General features: G+C 67.5%; 16 protein-coding genes, 1 pseudogene and 1 riboswitch. Of the genes and pseudogenes, 11 read left to right on the top strand and 6 right to left on the bottom strand.

Annotated features, from left to right (window positions below; genetic code table 11):
- Nucleotides 1–90: 90 nt before the first annotated feature.
- Nucleotides 91–1,482: a sodium:solute symporter family transporter gene (locus D0901_RS20380; protein WP_129142129.1), complete on the bottom strand. Its 1,392-nt coding sequence runs from the start codon at nt 1,480–1,482 to the stop codon at nt 91–93.
- Nucleotides 1,472–1,586: riboswitch (TPP riboswitch) on the bottom strand. It overlaps the preceding gene by 11 nt.
- A 161-nt stretch (nt 1,587–1,747) precedes the next feature.
- Between D0901_RS20380 and D0901_RS20375 the strand changes: the two genes are divergently transcribed.
- From D0901_RS20375 to D0901_RS20360, 3 genes are all read left to right on the top strand, one after another.
- On the top strand, nt 1,748–2,437 hold the full coding sequence (locus D0901_RS20375; protein ID WP_129142128.1) for a hypothetical protein: 690 nt from the start codon (nt 1,748–1,750) through the stop codon (nt 2,435–2,437).
- A 105-nt stretch (nt 2,438–2,542) separates the two neighbouring features.
- Nucleotides 2,543–3,325: an AraC family transcriptional regulator gene (locus tag D0901_RS20370; RefSeq protein WP_129142127.1), complete on the top strand. Its 783-nt coding sequence runs from the start codon at nt 2,543–2,545 to the stop codon at nt 3,323–3,325.
- Between the two features lie 221 nt (nt 3,326–3,546).
- A complete protein-coding gene (locus tag D0901_RS20360) occupies nt 3,547–4,194 on the top strand; it encodes a LysE family translocator (protein WP_129142126.1) in 648 nt (215 codons plus the stop codon).
- 25 nt (nt 4,195–4,219) lie between these two features.
- Here D0901_RS20360 and D0901_RS20355 read toward each other — a convergent pair whose 3' ends face one another.
- The 3 genes from D0901_RS20355 to D0901_RS20345 all read right to left on the bottom strand — a co-directional run bounded on the left by D0901_RS20355 (nt 4,220) and on the right by D0901_RS20345 (nt 8,244).
- Nucleotides 4,220–5,719, bottom strand: coding sequence for a CoA-acylating methylmalonate-semialdehyde dehydrogenase (locus tag D0901_RS20355; RefSeq protein WP_129142125.1), 1,500 nt, complete (start codon nt 5,717–5,719; stop codon nt 4,220–4,222).
- A gap of 209 nt (nt 5,720–5,928) precedes the next feature.
- Nucleotides 5,929–7,404, bottom strand: a complete 1,476-nt coding sequence (locus D0901_RS20350) for a protein adenylyltransferase SelO (RefSeq protein WP_129142124.1) — start codon at nt 7,402–7,404, stop codon at nt 5,929–5,931.
- Between the two features lie 171 nt (nt 7,405–7,575).
- Nucleotides 7,576–8,244 carry a GntR family transcriptional regulator gene (locus tag D0901_RS20345; protein WP_203234925.1) on the bottom strand — a complete coding sequence of 223 codons (669 nt, stop codon included), beginning with the start codon at nt 8,242–8,244 and terminating at the stop codon, nt 7,576–7,578.
- A 188-nt stretch (nt 8,245–8,432) separates the two neighbouring features.
- Between D0901_RS20345 and dctP the strand changes: the two genes are divergently transcribed.
- The 6 genes and pseudogenes from dctP to D0901_RS20315 all read left to right on the top strand — a co-directional run.
- On the top strand, nt 8,433–9,425 hold the full coding sequence (gene dctP / locus D0901_RS20340; RefSeq protein ID WP_129142122.1) for a TRAP transporter substrate-binding protein DctP: 993 nt from the start codon (nt 8,433–8,435) through the stop codon (nt 9,423–9,425).
- A 103-nt stretch (nt 9,426–9,528) separates the two neighbouring features.
- Complete coding sequence (locus D0901_RS20335) at nt 9,529–10,086, top strand: TRAP transporter small permease subunit (protein WP_203234924.1); 558 nt, start codon at nt 9,529–9,531, stop codon at nt 10,084–10,086.
- Between the two features lies 1 nt (nt 10,087).
- Nucleotides 10,088–11,410, top strand: a complete 1,323-nt coding sequence (locus D0901_RS20330; protein ID WP_129142121.1) for a TRAP transporter large permease — start codon at nt 10,088–10,090, stop codon at nt 11,408–11,410.
- 22 nt (nt 11,411–11,432) lie between these two features.
- Entirely contained in the window at nt 11,433–12,794 is a 1,362-nt protein-coding gene (locus D0901_RS20325; RefSeq protein WP_129142120.1) for a malonyl-CoA decarboxylase, read from the top strand.
- On the top strand, nt 12,791–14,314 hold the full coding sequence (locus D0901_RS20320) for a malonate--CoA ligase (RefSeq protein ID WP_129142119.1): 1,524 nt from the start codon (nt 12,791–12,793) through the stop codon (nt 14,312–14,314). Before D0901_RS20325 ends, D0901_RS20320 begins: the two co-directional genes overlap by 4 nt.
- Before the next feature lie 47 nt (nt 14,315–14,361).
- A pseudogene (locus tag D0901_RS20315) lies at nt 14,362–14,601 on the top strand (aldehyde dehydrogenase (NADP(+))); the annotation flags it as partial.
- 80 nt (nt 14,602–14,681) lie between these two features.
- On the opposite strand, the gene D0901_RS21335 reads toward D0901_RS20315, so the two are convergent.
- Nucleotides 14,682–14,903, bottom strand: a complete 222-nt coding sequence (locus D0901_RS21335; RefSeq protein ID WP_233440481.1) for a type 2 periplasmic-binding domain-containing protein — start codon at nt 14,901–14,903, stop codon at nt 14,682–14,684.
- The gene (locus D0901_RS20305) at nt 14,870–16,111 is read right to left on the bottom strand and encodes an MFS transporter (RefSeq protein ID WP_129142118.1); all 1,242 of its coding nucleotides are present in this window, start codon (nt 16,109–16,111) and stop codon (nt 14,870–14,872) included. The genes D0901_RS21335 and D0901_RS20305 overlap by 34 nt, the downstream gene beginning before the upstream one ends.
- Nucleotides 16,112–16,228: 117 nt before the next feature.
- Between D0901_RS20305 and D0901_RS20300 the strand changes: the two genes are divergently transcribed.
- Together D0901_RS20300 and D0901_RS20295 are read left to right on the top strand one after the other, a co-directional pair.
- Nucleotides 16,229–17,251, top strand: coding sequence for an AraC family transcriptional regulator (locus D0901_RS20300; protein WP_129142117.1), 1,023 nt, complete (start codon nt 16,229–16,231; stop codon nt 17,249–17,251).
- A 145-nt stretch (nt 17,252–17,396) separates the two neighbouring features.
- Nucleotides 17,397–17,640 (top strand): transposase (locus D0901_RS20295; protein ID WP_162500872.1); only part of this gene is annotated, 244 nt, incomplete at its 3' end.

Genomic DNA, 17,640 nt, shown 5'->3' with positions numbered 1-17,640 from the left:
TTCGGGGCTGTTCGTTGTGGTGTCAGCATAGTGCGTCCAGTCTGAAAGCCCGCCGGGTGCCACGCAAACGCCACGCCCACCGCAAGCGGCTCACTCCACTTGCCAGACCCGACGCGGGCGAAGCGCGGCGACCAGCAGCGCCACCAGCGCCGACGCCGCCAGGGCCCCGACGAAGGGCGCCAGGGTCGGCGCGCCGCCGGGAAAGCTCGCCGCCAGCAGGGCATCGCCCAGGCTGCCGCGGAGGATCCAGCCCGGCAGGATCGCCCCCGCCAGGCCGGCCAGCGCCCCGGCCACGGCGGCGTGTGTGCTCATCCGCGACCACAAGCCCAGCATCACCGGCACCACCGCCGTGGCACACAGCAGGTCGGCGATCAGAAACAGTCGCAGCACCGAGTAACCCTGCAGCGCCACCAGCACCGCCGGCACCATCAGCGCCACGGTGATCCAGCGCGCGCCCCGCAGCGACAGGCCACTCCGCGTCTCGCGCTCGCTTTCGCCGACCAGCAGCGAGACGATGCCGTTCTGCAGGGTATCGACGCTCGACGCCACCAGCGTCACCGCCAGCACCAGGGCGAGCAGTGATACCCAACCTGGGGCCAGCAGGGCAAAGAACGGCATCGGCGGCGTGCCCAGGCTCGCCCCGCTCATCGCCGCCAGGATGCCCAGCCCGCCGATCACCGCCACCACTACGACGGTGGTGATGCCGCCCAGCAGCGCACCGCGCCCCAGCGACCCGACGTCACGAGCCGCCCAGACCCGCTGCCAGTAGCCCTGATGGAAGAGATTCGCCGTGGTGACCGCGATCACCAGCGTCACCGCCACGCCCCAGGCCTCGCCGGCCGGCACCGACGGCAACGCGGCGTTCGTCGGCAACGCCGGCATGTCGACCAGCACCGCGCTGCCGACCACCACCAGCAGCACGCTCAACAGCAACGCCTGCCAGCGGTCGGTGGCCAGGCTCGCCCGCAATCCGCCCCAGGCGGTGTAGGCCAGCGTGGTCACCGCCACGGCGACGATCACCACGCCACCCGACAGCGGCGAGAGCAGCGCGGTGATACCGCCGATCGCGCTCAGCTCGGCGGCCAGGAAACACGCCATGTAGAGAACCGAGATCAGCGCCACGTAGCGCCGCACACCATTGCCGAAACGCACGGCAGCGAACTCGCCGATGCTGCGCCCCGCCGGCAGGCGGCGCCGGATCGCCGGCCCGCACAGCGCCAGCACCACGAACGGCAGCGCCGAGCCCACGGCATAGCCGGCGAGCGCCAGCGGGCCGACGAAGGCACCGACCTCCGGGGGCGCGAACAGGATCCAGGCCCCCATGCCCGAGGCCAGGAACGACAGCCCCAGGGTGGTGGCGGACTGCGAGTTCCGCGCGGTCATGTAGTCATCGAGTCGCAGATCACCGCGGCCGCCGCGCAGCCCCAGAATCGCGAACAGCACCAGCGCCGCGCCCAGCGCGGCCAGGGTCGCATAAAGCATGTCGCACTTCCTCCGCCGGCATGAACCGGATCAGGTTCCAGGGTCAGCGGTGTGTCGTGACCGCACTCTCAGCCCGCTCTCGCAGGACTCCCCTGGCGACAATGAATGTGGAATTTCGTTAAAGATTCGCGCGCGAATGTCGATAACTCGTGTTATCCGCTCATCTCTCGTCGATGCGCGGCACTCGAGCAGTGTATCGGCGTCGAACCGGCACGCTACCCTATCAAAATGCCAGGCAACGAGCAGTCATCGAGAACGAGCCATGATGAAATACAATGAAGCCAAGGAGCATGTCCCGGGACGCCTGCATCGGATCCTCGACGACCCCTATCAGGCCTTCGGCAATGAGACGCCCGAACGCTGGGAGCATCTGAGCCTGGCCATGCATGCCCTGCTCGACCGGGCGCTGAACCAGGACACGCTCACCCTGCGTGTGATTCATGGCTGGGAAAACGGCAATTTCGACCCGGCCAGCCTCGCCCACAGCGACCACCTGATTCACGACATCGACGACATCCGGCAGGTATCGGCCGTCTATGACAGCGCACGGGACGCCATCGAACCCGCGCCCTGCGATGCCGACTCGCTGCTGCAGGGCCAGCTCGACGACGCCATCCGCCGCGCCGAGGACACCGGCCAGCCCATCGACGAAGAGACCCGGCGCAATCCGGCCCGCTGGCCGACCTTCGAACAGGGCCTCTATCTCTATACCTTCTTCAAGGTCTACAACCGTCTCACCTACGGCGAGGACGACAGCTACCGCTCGATCCTGTGCCGGACCCCCGAGGGTGAATGCGAGATCCACGAGTTCCATCTCGAGGAAGGCGAGTTCGCCATCGTCCTGCCCACCGATGAAGCGGCCACGGCAGCGACGCAGTTGATCCTGCACGAGAGCCAGCTGGAACCGATGAGCCAGTTGCTCGAACGTTGCCGGATCACCGCGTGTCTTCAATAGGCCGGTAGTCACGACGCGGCTCAAGCGCGCGCTCGGCCTGACGAGGCTCGCGCGCGACGGCGATTTTCGGCACCATGGTTCGCATCGAGTCGCCGAGGATTCCGCATGAGCCAATTCTGGCGGGATGCCGCCCTGCCCTTCGTCGAAAGCCGCCGCGCCAGCCATAGCCGTGCCTGCTATCGCGCCCACAGCCATCCCACGCTTTCCATCGGCGTCGTCGATCAGGGCCAGAGCCTTTTCCAGTGCGCCGACCAGCACGCCACTCTGACGCCCGGCAGCCTGGTCAGCATTCCGGCCCATGCGGTCCATGCCTGCAATCCCCTGCCCGGCCGCGGCTGGAGCTATCAGATGCTCTATCTCGATCGCGCCTGGGTCGCCCATGTCCTGGGCGACGACACCGAGGGTATCGACACGACGGCCTTCGTTGGCGACTCGCCGACGGCCTACCGGGCTTTCTGCCGGCTCAACGACCTGCTGTTCTCCGGCGCGTCCGTCAGGACCAAGCAAGCGGGGCTGATCGATTTCCTGGTCGCGCGCCACTGGCGCGGCGGGGCCGCCCTGCTTCTGAAACGGCCCGTGGCGACGCGCCTGCAGGCCATCCAGGACCATCTACTGCAATCCCTGGCGCACCCGCCCGGGCTCACGGCCCTGGCCCGCAGGCACGCCATGAGCCGCTATCAGTTGATTCGCCTGTTCCGGCACGAGACAGGGCTGACCCCGCATGCCTGGCTGCTGGATCAGCGTATCCAGCGAGCCAGGCAACGCCTGCAACAGGGCGCCGCACTCGCCGATCTTGCCCAGGAACTCGGCTTCGCCGACCAGGGCCACTTCCAGCGCGTCTTCAAGGCGCGGGTGGCCAGCACGCCGGGAGGCTATCGCCTCGGCTAAGGAAACGCTGCATAAATGCCTGCGCGAGCGAATCGCTTCGTTGCGTGGTACTCGAAAACTCGCCTAACTTCATGTTATGTCTCGTTTTCTCCGTTCCATGCGCCTCGCGCTTCATCTCGCTCGTCGATTTATTCAGCATTTCCCTAGTCGCTGCACTTTTCTTCAATACCCCGGCGGCGGCGTCCGTCAACATGGCGGTTCCTGGATACCGAGGGACCGTCATGCTGCAACAATTCCTGCTGGTCGCCGGGGCGCACTTCCTCGCCCTGTTGAGCCCGGGGCCCGACTTCTTTCTCATCCTGCGTTACGCCATCGTTCGCGGGCGCTGGCCGGCGGCACTGGCCTGTCTCGGCATCGCCCTGGCCAACGCCGCCTTCATCGCCCTGGCGCTGCTGGGACTGATGGCACTCAGCGCGCACAGCGAGTTGTTTCTCGCCCTGCAATTGGCCGGTGCCGGCTTCTTGATCTACATGGGCGTGAGCTTCCTGCGCCACGCCGGCCGGACCCGGCTCGGGCAAGCCAGTGTCGATGCCGGCTCGCAGAGCGCCTCGCTGGGCGCCCTGGCGGCGGGGCTGGCCTCGGGTCTGCTCAACCCCAAGAACGCGCTGTTCTACGCCAGCCTGTTCGCCCTGCTCAACGCACGCGACACGCCGCCGACCATCCAGGGTCTCTATGCGGTGTGGATGGTCGGCGTGGTGCTGGGCTGGGACCTGCTGGTGGCGCGCATGGCGGGGCACCCACGGCTGATCCAGCGCCTGGGGCGCGGCCTCAAGACCATCGAGCGGCTCGCCGGCCTCGCCCTGCTGTTGCTGGCGCTGGGTATCGTCGCCTCGCAGCGTCAGGCACTGTGGGCGCTGCTCGTGGGGTGACGGCACACCGCGAGAGGTGGCCGACTCAGCCCATCGAGATGGTGCTGTTGATGCCGAGGGAGACGTTCTCCGGCTCGAACCAGCGCGACGTCACGGTCTTGGTCTGGGTCCAGAAGGCGATCGCCTGCTTGCCGTTGGGTCCCAGGTCGCCGAGCTTGGAGCCGCGCGAGCCGGTGAAGCTGAAGTAGGCCACCGGCACCGGGATCGGCACGTTGATGCCTACCTGGCCGACGTCGATGTCGGCCTCGAAGCGCCGCGCCACCCAGCCGGAGTTGGTGAAGATCGCCGTACCGTTGCCGTTGGGGTTGGCGTTGATGAAGTCGATGGCCTCGTCGAGGGTCTCGACGCCGACCACGCACAGCACCGGGCCGAAGACCTCCTCGCGATAGATCGTCATCCCGGCGGTCACGTCGGCGAAGATCGTCGGCCCGACGAAGTTGCCGTCCGGATAGCTGTCGACCGTCAGCCCGCGGCCATCGAGACGCAGCGTCGCCCCCTCGCTGACGCCCTGACCGATCAGCCCGACCACCCGGTCGCGGGCCGCCGGCGAGACCAGCGGCCCCAGGTCGGCGTCGCGCTGGGTACCGGGACCGACCTTGAGATGGCGCGCCCGGTCGACGATCTCGTCGAGCCAGTCACGCGCCTCGCCGACCAGCACCAGCACCGAATTGGCCATGCAGCGCTGGCCGGCGGCCCCGAACGCCGAACCCAGCACGTTGTTGATCGCCTGACTGCGGTTGGCATCGGGCATCACCACGCAATGGTTCTTGGCGCCCATCATCGACTGCACGCGCTTGCCGGCGGCACCGGCACGCTCGTAGATGTGCGTGCCGACCCGGGTCGAGCCGATGAACGACAGCGCCTTGATGTCCGGATGGTCACAGAGCCGGTCGGCGACCTCGGGGCCGCCGTGAACCACGTTGAGCACCCCGGCCGGCACGCCGGCCTCGTGGGCCAGCTCGACCAGCCGCATGGTCGACGACGGATCCTGCTCGGAGGGCTTGAGCACGAAGGTATTGCCGGTGGCGATGGCCAGCGGAAACATGAAGCACGGCAGCATGATCGGGAAGTTGAACGCCGTGATCCCGGCGCCCACGCCCAGCGGCTGATGCAGTGAATAGACGTTGACGTCGCTGGCGGCATTCTCGGCGATCTCGCCGAGCTGCAGCGAGGTGATCGAGCAGGCATGCTCGACCACTTCCAGCCCGCGACCCACCTCGCCCTCGGCGTCGGGCAGGGTCTTGCCGTGCTCCTCGGTAATCAGCGCGGCGAGCTCGGCGGCGTGCTCGCGGATCAGTGCCTGAAAGGCGAGCATGATCCGCATGCGCTTGGCCAGCGGCACCTTGCGCCAGGTCCGGAAGGCATCCTTGGCGCTGGCGACGGCACGGTCGACCTCCTCCAGCGAGGCGAACGGCACCCGCGCGACCACCGCCTGGGTCGCGGGATTGACCACGTCGCGCCACTCACCGGACTGCGAGGGAACGGGCTGGCCATCGATATACAAGGCGATTTCACGAACGGACATGCTGGCGGCTCCTGACGGCGCGAGCGCGGCAGCGGCCGGCTCGCCGATTGTGGTTGTTCTGCGCGCGGTGCCGCGGGTAACGGCAGACCCGGACAGACGCGGCGACTCATCCCCTCAAGATTAGTCACACCCCGATTCACCGGACAATAGGTGAATCCCCAGAGAGCGTGTACGAGATCGTCGAGTGCCGGCAGCTTGCCATCCCCCTCTCAGGTGCCGCAGAACGTCCGGAACACCCGCTCGCTCGGCGCCGCCGGCAGCGTGTACGCCTCGCGGCCGGGCTGCGCCTCGAAGGGCCGCGCGAGCACCTCGCGCAGGGTCTCGAAGGGCGCGAAATCGCCCTCGTAGGCCGCCGACAATGCTTCCGCGACCCGGTGGTTACGGGGGATGTAGCATGGATTGACCCTGCGCATCCGCGCGGCGATGGCGGCCCCATCGGCGTCCTCCTGGGCCAGTCGGGCCTGCCAGCGCTCCAGCCAGGCCTCGAGGGGCTCATGACGCTCGGTCAGCTCGAACAGTGCCGGGCGGGCCTCGGCGGACTCGGCGACGTCGGCCAGTTGGCGAAAGCTCAGGGTGAAGTCGGCACCGCCGGCCTGCAGCGCCTCGAGCAGCGACTCGGCGAGTTCGACATCCCCCTCTTCCTCGCGGGCCAGGCCGAGCTTGGCACGCATCACGGCCAGCCACTCGGCATCGTACTGGCCGGAGTAGCCCTCGAGGACCCGGGTCGCGCGCTCGACGCCGCGCTCACGGTCGTCGTCGATCAGCGGCAGCAGGGTCTCGGCGAAGCGCGCCAGGTTCCACTGGACGATGCCCGGCTGATTGCCGTAGGCGTAGCGCCCGCGCTCGTCGATGGAACTGAACACGGTGCGCGGATCGTAGGCCTCCATGAAGGCGCAGGGGCCATAGTCGATGGTCTCGCCGGCGACCGAGGTGTTGTCGGTGTTCATCACGCCATGGATGAATCCCACGCCCATCCAGCGGGCCACCAGCGCCGCCTGGCGCTGCTGCACGGCCTCGAGAAGCGCCAGGTAGCGTTCCTCGTCGGGCCGCTCGGCGAGTTCGGGGTAATGGCGTGCGATCGCCTCGTCGGCCAGGGTGCGCAGCGCGTCGACATCGCCCCGGGCGGCGAAATACTGGAAAGTCCCCACCCGCAGATGACTGTCGGCCACCCGGGTCAGCACGCCGCCAGGCTCGGGCACGCGGCGCAAGACCCGTTCGCCGCTGGCCACCGCCGCCAACGAGCGGGTGGTGGGCACGCCCAGCGCGTGCATCGCCTCGCTGACCAAGTACTCGCGCAACACCGGGCCCAGCGGCGCCCGACCGTCGCCGCCGCGGGAGAATGGCGTGCGACCGGCGCCCTTGAGTTGCACGTCGCGCAGCCGGCCGTGGCGGTCGGTCACCTCGCCGAGCAGCACCGCCCGGCCATCGCCCAGGCTGGGCACGAAGTTGCCGAACTGGTGACCGGCATAGGCCTGGGCCAGCGGCTCGGCACCGGGCGGCACCCCATTGCCGGAGAACCACTCGGTCGCCTGGCGCTCGTCGAAGGCCGCGAGATCGAAACCCAGCTCCTCGGCCAGCGGCCGGTTGAAGGCGACCAGGTGGGGCGCCTCGACCGGCAGGGGATCGAAGCGGGCGAAGAAATGCTCGGGCAGGCGCGCATAACGCAGGGTAAAGGGGGAAAACATGGGCGCTCCCATCGATGACTGAACTCGGATTACCTTCACCATAAACCATAGTGAATTGGTCAACTATGCCGACATGGCAGCCACCCGGAAAACGTGCCAGAGCGACAGGCCGCCCTCGGCTGGCCAAAAGATAGCCGTCGTCGCGAACCCGTTCGCGCCCACCGGAATGGCTCAGCCGACCTCCAGCGCCCTGACGCTGGCCACGAAGTCGCTGAATCGCTCGCCCTGGATCAGCACGTGCTCGCGCAGCTGGCGTTCGGCCCGTTCGGCGTCGCCACTCTCGATGGCCGCGACGATCCCGCGATGCTCGTCCAGCGAGGTCGCCAGGCGGTGGCGCACCTGGAGCTGCAACCGCCGGTAGGGCTTGAGGCGCTGCTTGAGCTGATGCGCCTCGCGGGCCAGGAAGCCGTTGTGGCTGGCCGTGTAGATGCCGTGGTGAAAGACCTCGTTCTCGTAGTAGTAGGCGTCGGGATCGCCGAGCTCGGCGGCGGCCTCGCAACGAGTCAGGGCGTCACGAAGCGCGACGAGTTCCTCCGGCGTGATACGCCGTGCCGCCAACCGCCCGCACATGCCCTCGAGTTCCGCCATCACCTCGAACATCTCGATCAACTGCTCGATGCCCACCTTGGCGACGAAGGTGCCCTTCTTGGGTGACACCGTGACCAGGCCGCTGGCGACCAGTTGCTGGATCGCCTCGCGAACCGGGGTGCGCGATACCTGGTACTGCTTGCCCAGCGCCTCGGGGTCGAGCCGCTCCCCCGGGGCGCGCCGCCCGTTGATGATGTCGTTTTCCAGCGACTCCTTGAGACGCTGGGCGTTCGACGGTTTCTTGCCGCTCACGGCTGCCTCCCCTCTTCGCGGCGCCGAGGTCGTCGCCTCGGCGCCCTCACCACGGTGCAGCGGTAGCATCGCCGTGCTGCCACCAAGGTCTACCTGCCCCGGTTTGACACGGGTATTCCGGACCGCCTATTAAAGTATACATCAGCATCGCTGATACATATTACACAACAACAAGTTCAGGAGACGCCATGAAAACCTCCCTCAAGATCGCCCTCGCCACCCTCGGCCTGAGCGCCGTCGTCGGCGGCAATGCCGCCGCGGAAACGACACTGCGTGCCTCGCACCAGTTCCCCAAGGGGGATGTCCGCGACAAGATGGTGCAGATGATCGCCGACGAGGTGGCCAAGGCCGACGTCGACCTCAAGGTGCAGGTCTATCCCGCGGAATCGCTGTTCGGCGCCAAGGAACAGTGGTCGGCGCTGGTCCGCGGCCGTCTCGACATGACCGCGCTGCCGCTCGACTACGCCAGCGGCCGTCACCCGGAGTTCTCGGCGACGTTGATGCCCGGTCTGGTACGCAACCACGACCGGGCCCAGCGCCTCAACGATTCCCAGTTCATGGACATGATCAAGACGGTGATCAACGATGCCGGCGCCCGCGTGCTCTCGGATGCCTGGCTGGCCGGCGGCTTCGTCTCGGACAAGCAGTGCATCACCTCGCCGGAGACCGTCGAGGGCCAGACCCTGCGCGCCGCCGGGCCGGCCTTCGAGGAGATGCTCGCCAGCGCCGGCGCGTCAATCGCCTCGATGTCCTCCTCGGAGATCTACACGGCGATGCAGACCGGCGTGCTCGACGGCGCCAATACGTCCTCGGGCTCGCTGGTCTCCTACCGCATCTTCGAGCAGGCCGACTGCCTGACCGCCCCCGGCGAGAACGCGCTGTGGTTCATGTACGAGCCGATCATGGTCTCCGAGCAGAGCTGGCAGAAGCTCGACGAGAAGCAGCAGCAGGCGCTGACCGACGCCGGCGAGAAGGCCGAGGCCTACTTCGCCAAGCAGGCCGCGGATCTCGATCAGGAGCTCGTCGACGTCTACAAGGAGCACGATGTCGAGGTGGTGACCATGTCGCCCGAGGACTTCCAGGCCTGGCTCGACGTCGCCAAGCAGAGCGCCTACAAATCCTTCGCCGAGAAGGTGCCCAACGGTCAGCAGTTGATCGACGCCGCGCTGGCCGTCGACTGAGGCGGCCATGAAGCCCTCTCTCGATGCCGCGCCCCTCGACCACGCCGTCCACCCGGCTGCCTCGCGCGAGGCAGCCCCGCCTGCTGCGACGCCGGAGGGTGTCATGCCACACGCTCAAGCCCGTTCGACGGGCCCTCGCCACGGGCTGGTCGGCGGTTATATCCGCCTGATGGACGGCCTGTCGATCGCCACCGCCGTGCTCGCCGGCGCCCTGCTGGTGATCGGCGTGCTCGCCGTCTGTCACATGATCTTCGTGCGCTCGGCGCTCGGCGACAACACCACCTGGCAGACCGAATTCGCGGTCTTCGCGGTCACCGCGTCGATGCTGTTCGGGGCGCCCTACGTGCTGATGACCGGCGGTCACGTCGCGGTCACGGTACTGCCCGACACCCTGGGTGGCAGAGCGCGGCAGATCATGCGCGGGCTCGCCGCGCTGGTCGGCCTGGCCTTCTGCATGGCGCTGACCTACGGCGGCTGGCACTACTTCCTCGAAGCCTATGGGATGGGCTGGACCACCGGCACGGTCTGGAACCCCCCGCTATGGCCGGCGCTGCTGCCGCTGGCCGTCGGCGCCAGCCTGCTCACGCTGCAGTACATCGCGGAAATCCTGCGCGGCGAGCGTGCCGTCGACACTGAACAACAGAGCGGAGGAGCTACCTGACATGGACCCGATCACCAGCGGCATCCTGGTCATCCTCGCCCTGTTCGTGCTGATGGCCATCGGCACGCCCATCGCCTTCGCCCTCGGCGCGGTATCGCTCGGTGCCCTGGTGCTGGGCAGCGGCATGCGCGAGCTGACCTACTTCGGCGAGACCTTCTTCGAGAGCATCGCCTCGTTCGGCTTCGTGGCCATTCCGATGTTCATCCTGATGGGCGCCGCGGTCGCCTCGTCGCCCACCGGCCGCGATCTCTACCGCTCGCTGGATTTGTGGCTGGGCCGCGTGCCGGGCGGGCTGGCGATCTCCAACATCGGCGCCTGCTCGATCTTCGCCGCGCTGTCCGGTTCCTCGCCCGCCACCAGCGCAGCGATCGGCAAGCTGGGCATTCCCGAGATGCGCAAGCGCGGCTACCCGGACGGTGTCGCCGCCGGTTGCATCGCCGCCGGCGGCACCCTGGGGATCCTGATTCCCCCCTCGGTGACCATGATCGTCTACGGTATCGCCACCGAGACCTCGATCGGCCGCCTGTTCATGGCCGGCGCCCTGCCCGGGCTGATGCTCGCCGGACTGTTCATGGCCTGGACGCTGATCGCCTGCAAGCTGGCGGGGGGCTACGGCAGCCCCATGGCCGACGCCGGCGCGGCGATCAAGCGCAACGTCGAAGGCAACCTCAAGGCGCTGGTGCGGGTGCTGCCCTTCCTGGCCGTGGTCACCGGGATCCTCTTCACCCTCTACGGCGGACTCGCCACGCCCTCCGAGGCCGCCGGCGCCGGGGCCTTCCTGTGCCTGGCCCTGGCGATCGTGGTCTATCGCATGTGGCAGGCCAAGCCGCTGCTGGTGATCCTGCGCGACGCCCTGCGCGAGAGCGTGATGATCATGCTGATCATCGCCGCGGCGGAGATCTTCGCCTATGCGCTCTCCTCGCTGTACATCACCCAGACCGTCGCCGGGGCGATCGCCGACCTGGCGGTCAATCGCTGGGTACTGCTGGCCGTGATCAATCTGTTCCTGCTGGTCGCCGGCTTCTTCCTGCCGCCGGTGGCGGTGATCGTGATGACCGCGCCGATCCTGTTGCCGATCATCCTCTCGGCCAACTTCGACCCCTACTGGTTCGCGGTGATCCTCACCATCAACCTGGAGATCGGCCTGATCACCCCGCCGGTGGGGCTCAACCTGTTCATCATCAAGGGCATCGCCCCGGACATCGCGTTGAAGGATATCCTGCTGGGCAGCCTGCCCTACGCCCTGTGCATGGTGGTGGGCATCGTGCTGCTGTGCCTCTTCCCCGGGATCGCCACCTGGCTTCCCGACCTGATCCTCGGCTGACAACCGCATCGGAGTCGCGACCATGAACACCAGCTTCCTGCAGGATCTGTTCAGCACCATCACCCGCCGCGATGCGCTGCGTCGGCGCCGCGCCGGCGGCGACGCACCGGCCGATCATGCCCAGCTCATCGAGGCCTGCCGACAGCTGCTCGACAGCGACGGCGAGGCCTCGAGCATCGCCCTGGCGAGCCGCGCCCTGGAGCGCTACGGCCGGCTCGACGCCGCCGAGAAACGCCGCTTCTTCGAGCGCCTGACCCGCGACTTCTCGGCCGACCCGGAGCGGGTCGACAGCGCCTACGCCAGCTACCGCGAGTCGCGCGACAACCGCGACCTGCAGACACTGTTCGACGCCTGCGAGCCACGCCGCCAGGAGCTGCTGCGCCGGCTCAACCTGACCAGCGGCGGCACCCACGAACTGGTCAAGATGCGCGAGGACCTGCTCGGCATGCTCGACGGCGGCGACGAGCTGCGCGCCCTGGACGCCGACTTCAAGCACCTGTTCGCGTCCTGGTTCAACCGCGGCTTCCTGGTCCTCAAGCGCATCGACTGGAACACCCCGGCGGCGATCCTCGAACGGATCATCCGCTACGAGGCGGTCCACGAGATCCACGACTGGAACGACCTGCGCCGGCGCCTCGACGATCGCGACCGGCGCTGCTTCGCCTTCTTCCACCCGGCGATCGGCGACGAGCCGCTGATCTTCGTCGAGGTCGCCCTGCACAAGGGCCTGCCGGACCAGATCCAGTCGATCCTCGACAGCACCCGGCGCGACGTCGACGATGCCGATATCGCCGACACCGCCGCCTTCTTCGGCATCAGCAACTGCCAGACCGGGCTGCGCGGCATCTCGTTCGGCAACTTCCTGATCAAGCAGGTGGTCCAGGAACTCAAGCAGGAGCTGCCCAACCTGCGCCACTTCGTGACCCTGTCGCCGGTGCCGGGCTTTCGCCAGTGGCTGGAGAGCACCCAGCTCGGCGAGGACTCGCCGCTCGACGACGAGGCCCGCGAGACCCTGGCCCACCTCGGCGATCCCGACTGGCACGACGACCCGCAACGCGCCGCGGCGCTCAAGGACGTGGTGCAGCCACTGGCGGCGCGCTACCTGCTGCACGCGAAGAACCGCCACGGCCTGCCGCTCAACCCGGTGGCCCGCTTCCACCTCGGCAACGGCGCCGAGCTGCATCGCATCAACTGGCTCGGCGACGTCTCCGCCAAGGGGCTCGAACAGGCCGCCGGGCTGATGGTCAACTACCTCTACGTGCTCGACGATATCGAACGCAACCACGAGCAATACACGACCGAGGGCACGATCGCCTGCGCCTCCCGCGTGCGCGATCTCGATCGGCGTGGGCGAAAGCTGCTCAAAGGAGACGTCGTAAAATGAACCACAACCTCTTCGCCACCTTCGCCGAGCGCATGCGCGAGCGCGGCGACGCGCCCTTCGTCACCACCCGCGACGGTCATGGCTACAGCTACCGGCAAGCGCTGGAGACGACCGCCCGGCTGGCCGGCGCCCTGCACGAACTGGGCGTCCGCCCCGGCGACCGGGTCGCCGTGCAGGTCGACAAGAGCCCCGAGACGCTGCTGCTGTATCTCGCCTGCCTGCGCCTCGGCGGCGTCTACCTGCCGCTCAACACCGGCTATACCGCCGCGGAGATCCGCTACTTCCTGAACGACGCCGAACCGGCACTGTTCGTCTGCCGTCCCGACGACCTCGACAGCGCGCGCCGGGTCGCCGAGGAGACCGGCTGCCCCCAGGTCGCCTCGCTGGGCACCGCCGTCGACGGCAGCCTGATCGAGCACATGCAGCGCGCCGCGCCCGTGGAGGCCATCGAACCGCGCGACGACAACGACCTGGCGGCGATCCTCTACACCTCGGGCACCACCGGGCGCTCCAAGGGCGCGATGCTCACCCACAGGAACCTCGCCTCCAACGCCGCCTCGCTGGTCGAGGCCTGGCGCTTCACCGAGGCGGATCGGCTGATCCACGCCTTGCCGATCTTCCACACCCACGGCCTGTTCGTGGCCTGCAACGTCTGCCTGATGGCCGGCGCGAGCCTGTTGTTCCTGCCACGTCTGGACATCGACGCGATCATCGACGAGCTGCCCCGCGGCACCACCCTGATGGGCGTGCCGACCTTCTACACCCGGCTCTTGCAGGACGAACGCCTGACCCGCGAACTGACCGCCAACATGCGCCTGTTCACCTCCGGTTCGGCACCGCTGACCGCCGAGACCCATCGCGAGTTCGCGCAGCGCACCGGGCACGCCATCCTCGAGCGCTACGGCATGACCGAGACCAACATGAACACCTCCAACCCCTACGACGGCGAGCGCATCGCCGGCACCGTCGGCCGCCCGCTGCCCGGAGTGGAGATCCGCATCACCCAGCGCGAGGGCCACGCGCCGGTGCCCGACGGCGAGATCGGCATCCTCGAGGTGCGCGGCCCCAACGTCTTCGCCGGCTACTGGCGGATGCCCGAGAAGACCCGCGGGGAGCTGCTCGACGACGGCTTCTTCATCACCGGCGACCTGGCGCGCATCGACGAGCACGGCTACGTGCAGATCGTCGGCCGCGACAAGGACCTGGTGATCTCCGGCGGCTACAACGTCTACCCCAAGGAGGTCGAGCAGATCATCGACGAACTCGACGCGGTGGTCGAATCGGCGGTGATCGGCGTGCCGCATCCCGACTTCGGCGAGGGCGTCACCGCGGTGGTGGTGCGCCGGCCCGGCGCCACGCTCGAGGAAGCGCAGGTGATCGAGTCGCTGGCCGGCCGGCTGGCCAAGTACAAGCAGCCCAAGCGGGTGTTCTTCGTCGACGAACTGCCCCGCAACACCATGGGCAAGGTGCAGAAGAACCAGTTGCGCGAGCGCTACGAGGCCATCTACACGACCTCGTGACGGCTCGGGTCGCGACTCGTGATGATCGAGCATCGAGCGCTTGGCACGGGCGCATCCTGGTCAACGGCTGGCCGACCGGGGTCGAGGTGTGCCACGCCATGGTCCACGGCGGGCCCTACCCGGCGACCTCGGACTCGCGCACCACCTCGGTGGGCACGGCGGCGATCCATCGCTTCCTGCGCCCGGTGTGCTACCAGAACCTGCCGGACGCACTGCGTCCCGAGGCACTCAAGGAGGCCAATCCGCTCGATCTCAAGCGGCTGGTCGACGGCCGGCGCGAGGGCTGAGCGCCGACGGATCACCACCGGCACATGACCCCGACGGGACGGCTTCGGCCGTCCCGTCGTCGTTTCGGGCCGGAAAACAGCTACCCATCATTGCCCTCGGGCGCCCGACGGGCCAGCTCGCGCAGATGCTCGATCAGTACCCGCGCGGCCGTCGACAGCGGCTCGTCGCGCAGGTGCTCGACGCCGAACGAGTTGGACTGACTGACATGAATCAACCGCCCGATCAGCAGGTCGAGACGCTTGTATTCGATCAGCAGACGGTCGCTGGTCAACTCCTGCAGGCTGACCGTTGCACAGCACATGCCTCGGTGGCGATGGCCACCGGCCGCGTACCCACCCCGGCCACCACCAGCGCCGCACCGGCCAACAGCAACGTGCCGGCAGTGGCGCAGACGGCCAGCACGCCACCGATGCCGAAGACAACGCCCCCCAGCGCCGCCCCCAGGGCGATCGCCAGCTGGATCGAGGCGACGATCAAGCCACCACCGCTCTCGGCTTCATCCGGCACGACACGAGTGATCCAGGTCGACCAGGCCACCGGCACGGCGCCAAAGGCCAAGCCCCACAGCGCGACCATGAGGGCATCGGTCCCCATCGAGAAGCCGCCCAGCGTTGCCATCAACCAGCCCAGCGCGCCCATGACCAACGGCATCAGCAGCAGCGTTAGACGCAGGCTGCGCTCGAGCAGATACCCCGCAACCAAGGTGCCGAGGAAGTTCGCTACCCCGAACGCCAGCAGGGTCGATGAAAGCGCATTGATCCCCATGTGCGACACGCCCTCGAGAAATGGACGGACATAGGTAAAGAAGGCGAAATGGCCACAGAACACGAGCAGGATGGCCACGATACCGACCATCATGCTCGGTCGTTTCATCACGCTCACCAGCGTGCCCAGCGGCGCGGGACGCTCCGGCGTCATGGTCGGCAAGGTGACGTACTGGAAGATCAGCGTCAGCACCGAGATCGCCGTCGCGAGCAGAAAAACGCTGCGCCAGCCGATCAGGTCGCCGAGATAGCTGCCCAGCGCCGCGGCACTGATGGTGGCGATGGGGACTCCGGCGAAAAGCAGCGACAGCGCGCGCGGCACGTCGTGCTCAGACACCAGTCGCATGACGGTAGCGGCGGAGAGCGCCCAGAATCCGCCCAGTGCCAGTCCCAGCAGCACACGCCCGGCCAATAGCCAGATCAGATCCGGCGAGTAGGCGACCAGTAGATTGGCGGCGATCATCAACCCGGAAAACGCCAGCAGCACATGGCGACGATCAAGTCGCTGGGTCACAGCAGTAACCAGCAGACCGGAGAGCAGCGCCACCACGGCGGTGGCGGTGACAGCCTGGCCGGCCTGGCCTTCGCTGATCGCCAGCGAGTCCGCCATCGGAGTCAGCAGACTGGCCGGTAGAAACTCGGCCATCACCAGGCTGAAAACGCCCAGCGTCAACGAGAAGACGGCGCTCCAGGCGCCTCGGGACGCTCCCGTCGGGCGCGTATCCTGCGAGTCGTTCGTGGTCATGTGAAACATCCATTGTTCATTGAGATGCTGCGTAGGCTAAAGTTGCACCGCAAGATCGGCTATCATCAAAGATCCAGAATCTTTGATCCTGAGTCCAAGATTATGACGACCCCCTCCATGCCCCAGCCGGCCGCTCCGGACCCGCGCACCCCATCCCCCGATATCCGAGCGACCGACACGCCGCCATCGGTTGGTCAGTTGCCGCACGAGGAGTCCAGCGAGTGGATCAACACCCTGTTGCTCGGGATGCGTCTGTCCGGCTTGAACTACCGGCGAATGCAGATGAGAGCGCCGTTCGGCATCGCCTTCGATACCGATGCCCTCTGCGCGCAATTTCATTTCATCGCGCAAGGTTCAGCGATCCTGCGAATCGGCGACGAGGACCAGCGGCTTGAGAGCGGCGACGCGGTGTTACTGCCGCGCGGCGGGTATCACTGCCTGCTCTCCTCCCCCGGGGTGGAAAGTCGCGACATCGAGCAGATCGACGCCATCCCGCTCTGCGACTCGTTCAGCTGTATCGACGACGGCTCGTCGCGCTTCGAGCAAGGCCAGGGCGTGCGTCTGTTCAGCGGCTGTATGCGGTTCGATCTTGGCGGCATGCAACCACTGATCTCGATGATGCCCGCCGTGATGCATGTGGGTACGCTGCTGTCGCGCTATCCGGAAATGCTGCCGATGCTCGAGGCGATGGAGCGCGAGGCGTGCCTGAACCGGGCCGGTGCCGCCGGCATCCTGTCGCGGCTCGCGGACGTGGTGGCCGCCAGTATCGTACGCGGCTGGGTCGAATGCGGCTGTCGGGAAATCGGCGGTTGGGTCGAGGCGCTGCGCGACCCGCGCCTGGGCAGGGTGATCGTCGCCGTCCACCGCGAACCAGGACGCCAATGGAGCGTGGCCGACATGGCATCGGAAATGGGCAGTTCAAGGTCGGCCTTCGCGGCACGTTTCCGCAGTACCCTCGGCGTTTCGCCGCTGGACTACGTAACGCAACTGCGGATGCGACTCGCCACGCAGTGGCTCCGCGAGAAACGCCTCTCCATCGATCAGATCGCCTGGCAGCTGGGCTACGGCTCCCAGGCCGCCTTCAGCCGCGCGTTCAAACGCGCGACCGGGCAAACACCGGGCGAGGCGAGGGTCGGTTGACGACCATGCCCTCCTTTGATTAACAGGGATCCCTATGGACGGGCGTATCACCGTTCAGAGCGAGCGAGCAATCACGGCGAATGAACTGGCTTAGTGCGCCTTTCAAAACCTTGAAAGCGGCTCTAGCCATTCCTAGATTTTGGGCATGGCTAAGAAGATCGTATCCGATGAACTCTGGTCTATCGTCGAGCCGCTACTGCCTCCGCCTCAGCCCAAGCCGCGTGGCGGCCGACCTCCCGTTTCCAATCGTGCAGCCCTGACAGGCATCCTGTTCGTCCTGCGCTCGGGTATCCCTTGGGAGATGTTGCCTCAAGAGATGGGCTGCGGTTCCGGCGTGACCTGTTGGCGGCGCCTGCGCGACTGGCAGGAAGCGGGTGTCTGGGAACGCT

The sequence above is a fragment of the Modicisalibacter coralii genome (assembly GCF_004117855.1).
GTDB lineage: Bacteria > Pseudomonadota > Gammaproteobacteria > Pseudomonadales > Halomonadaceae > Modicisalibacter > Modicisalibacter coralii.
This window is presented reverse-complemented; position numbering and strand designations above follow the sequence as displayed.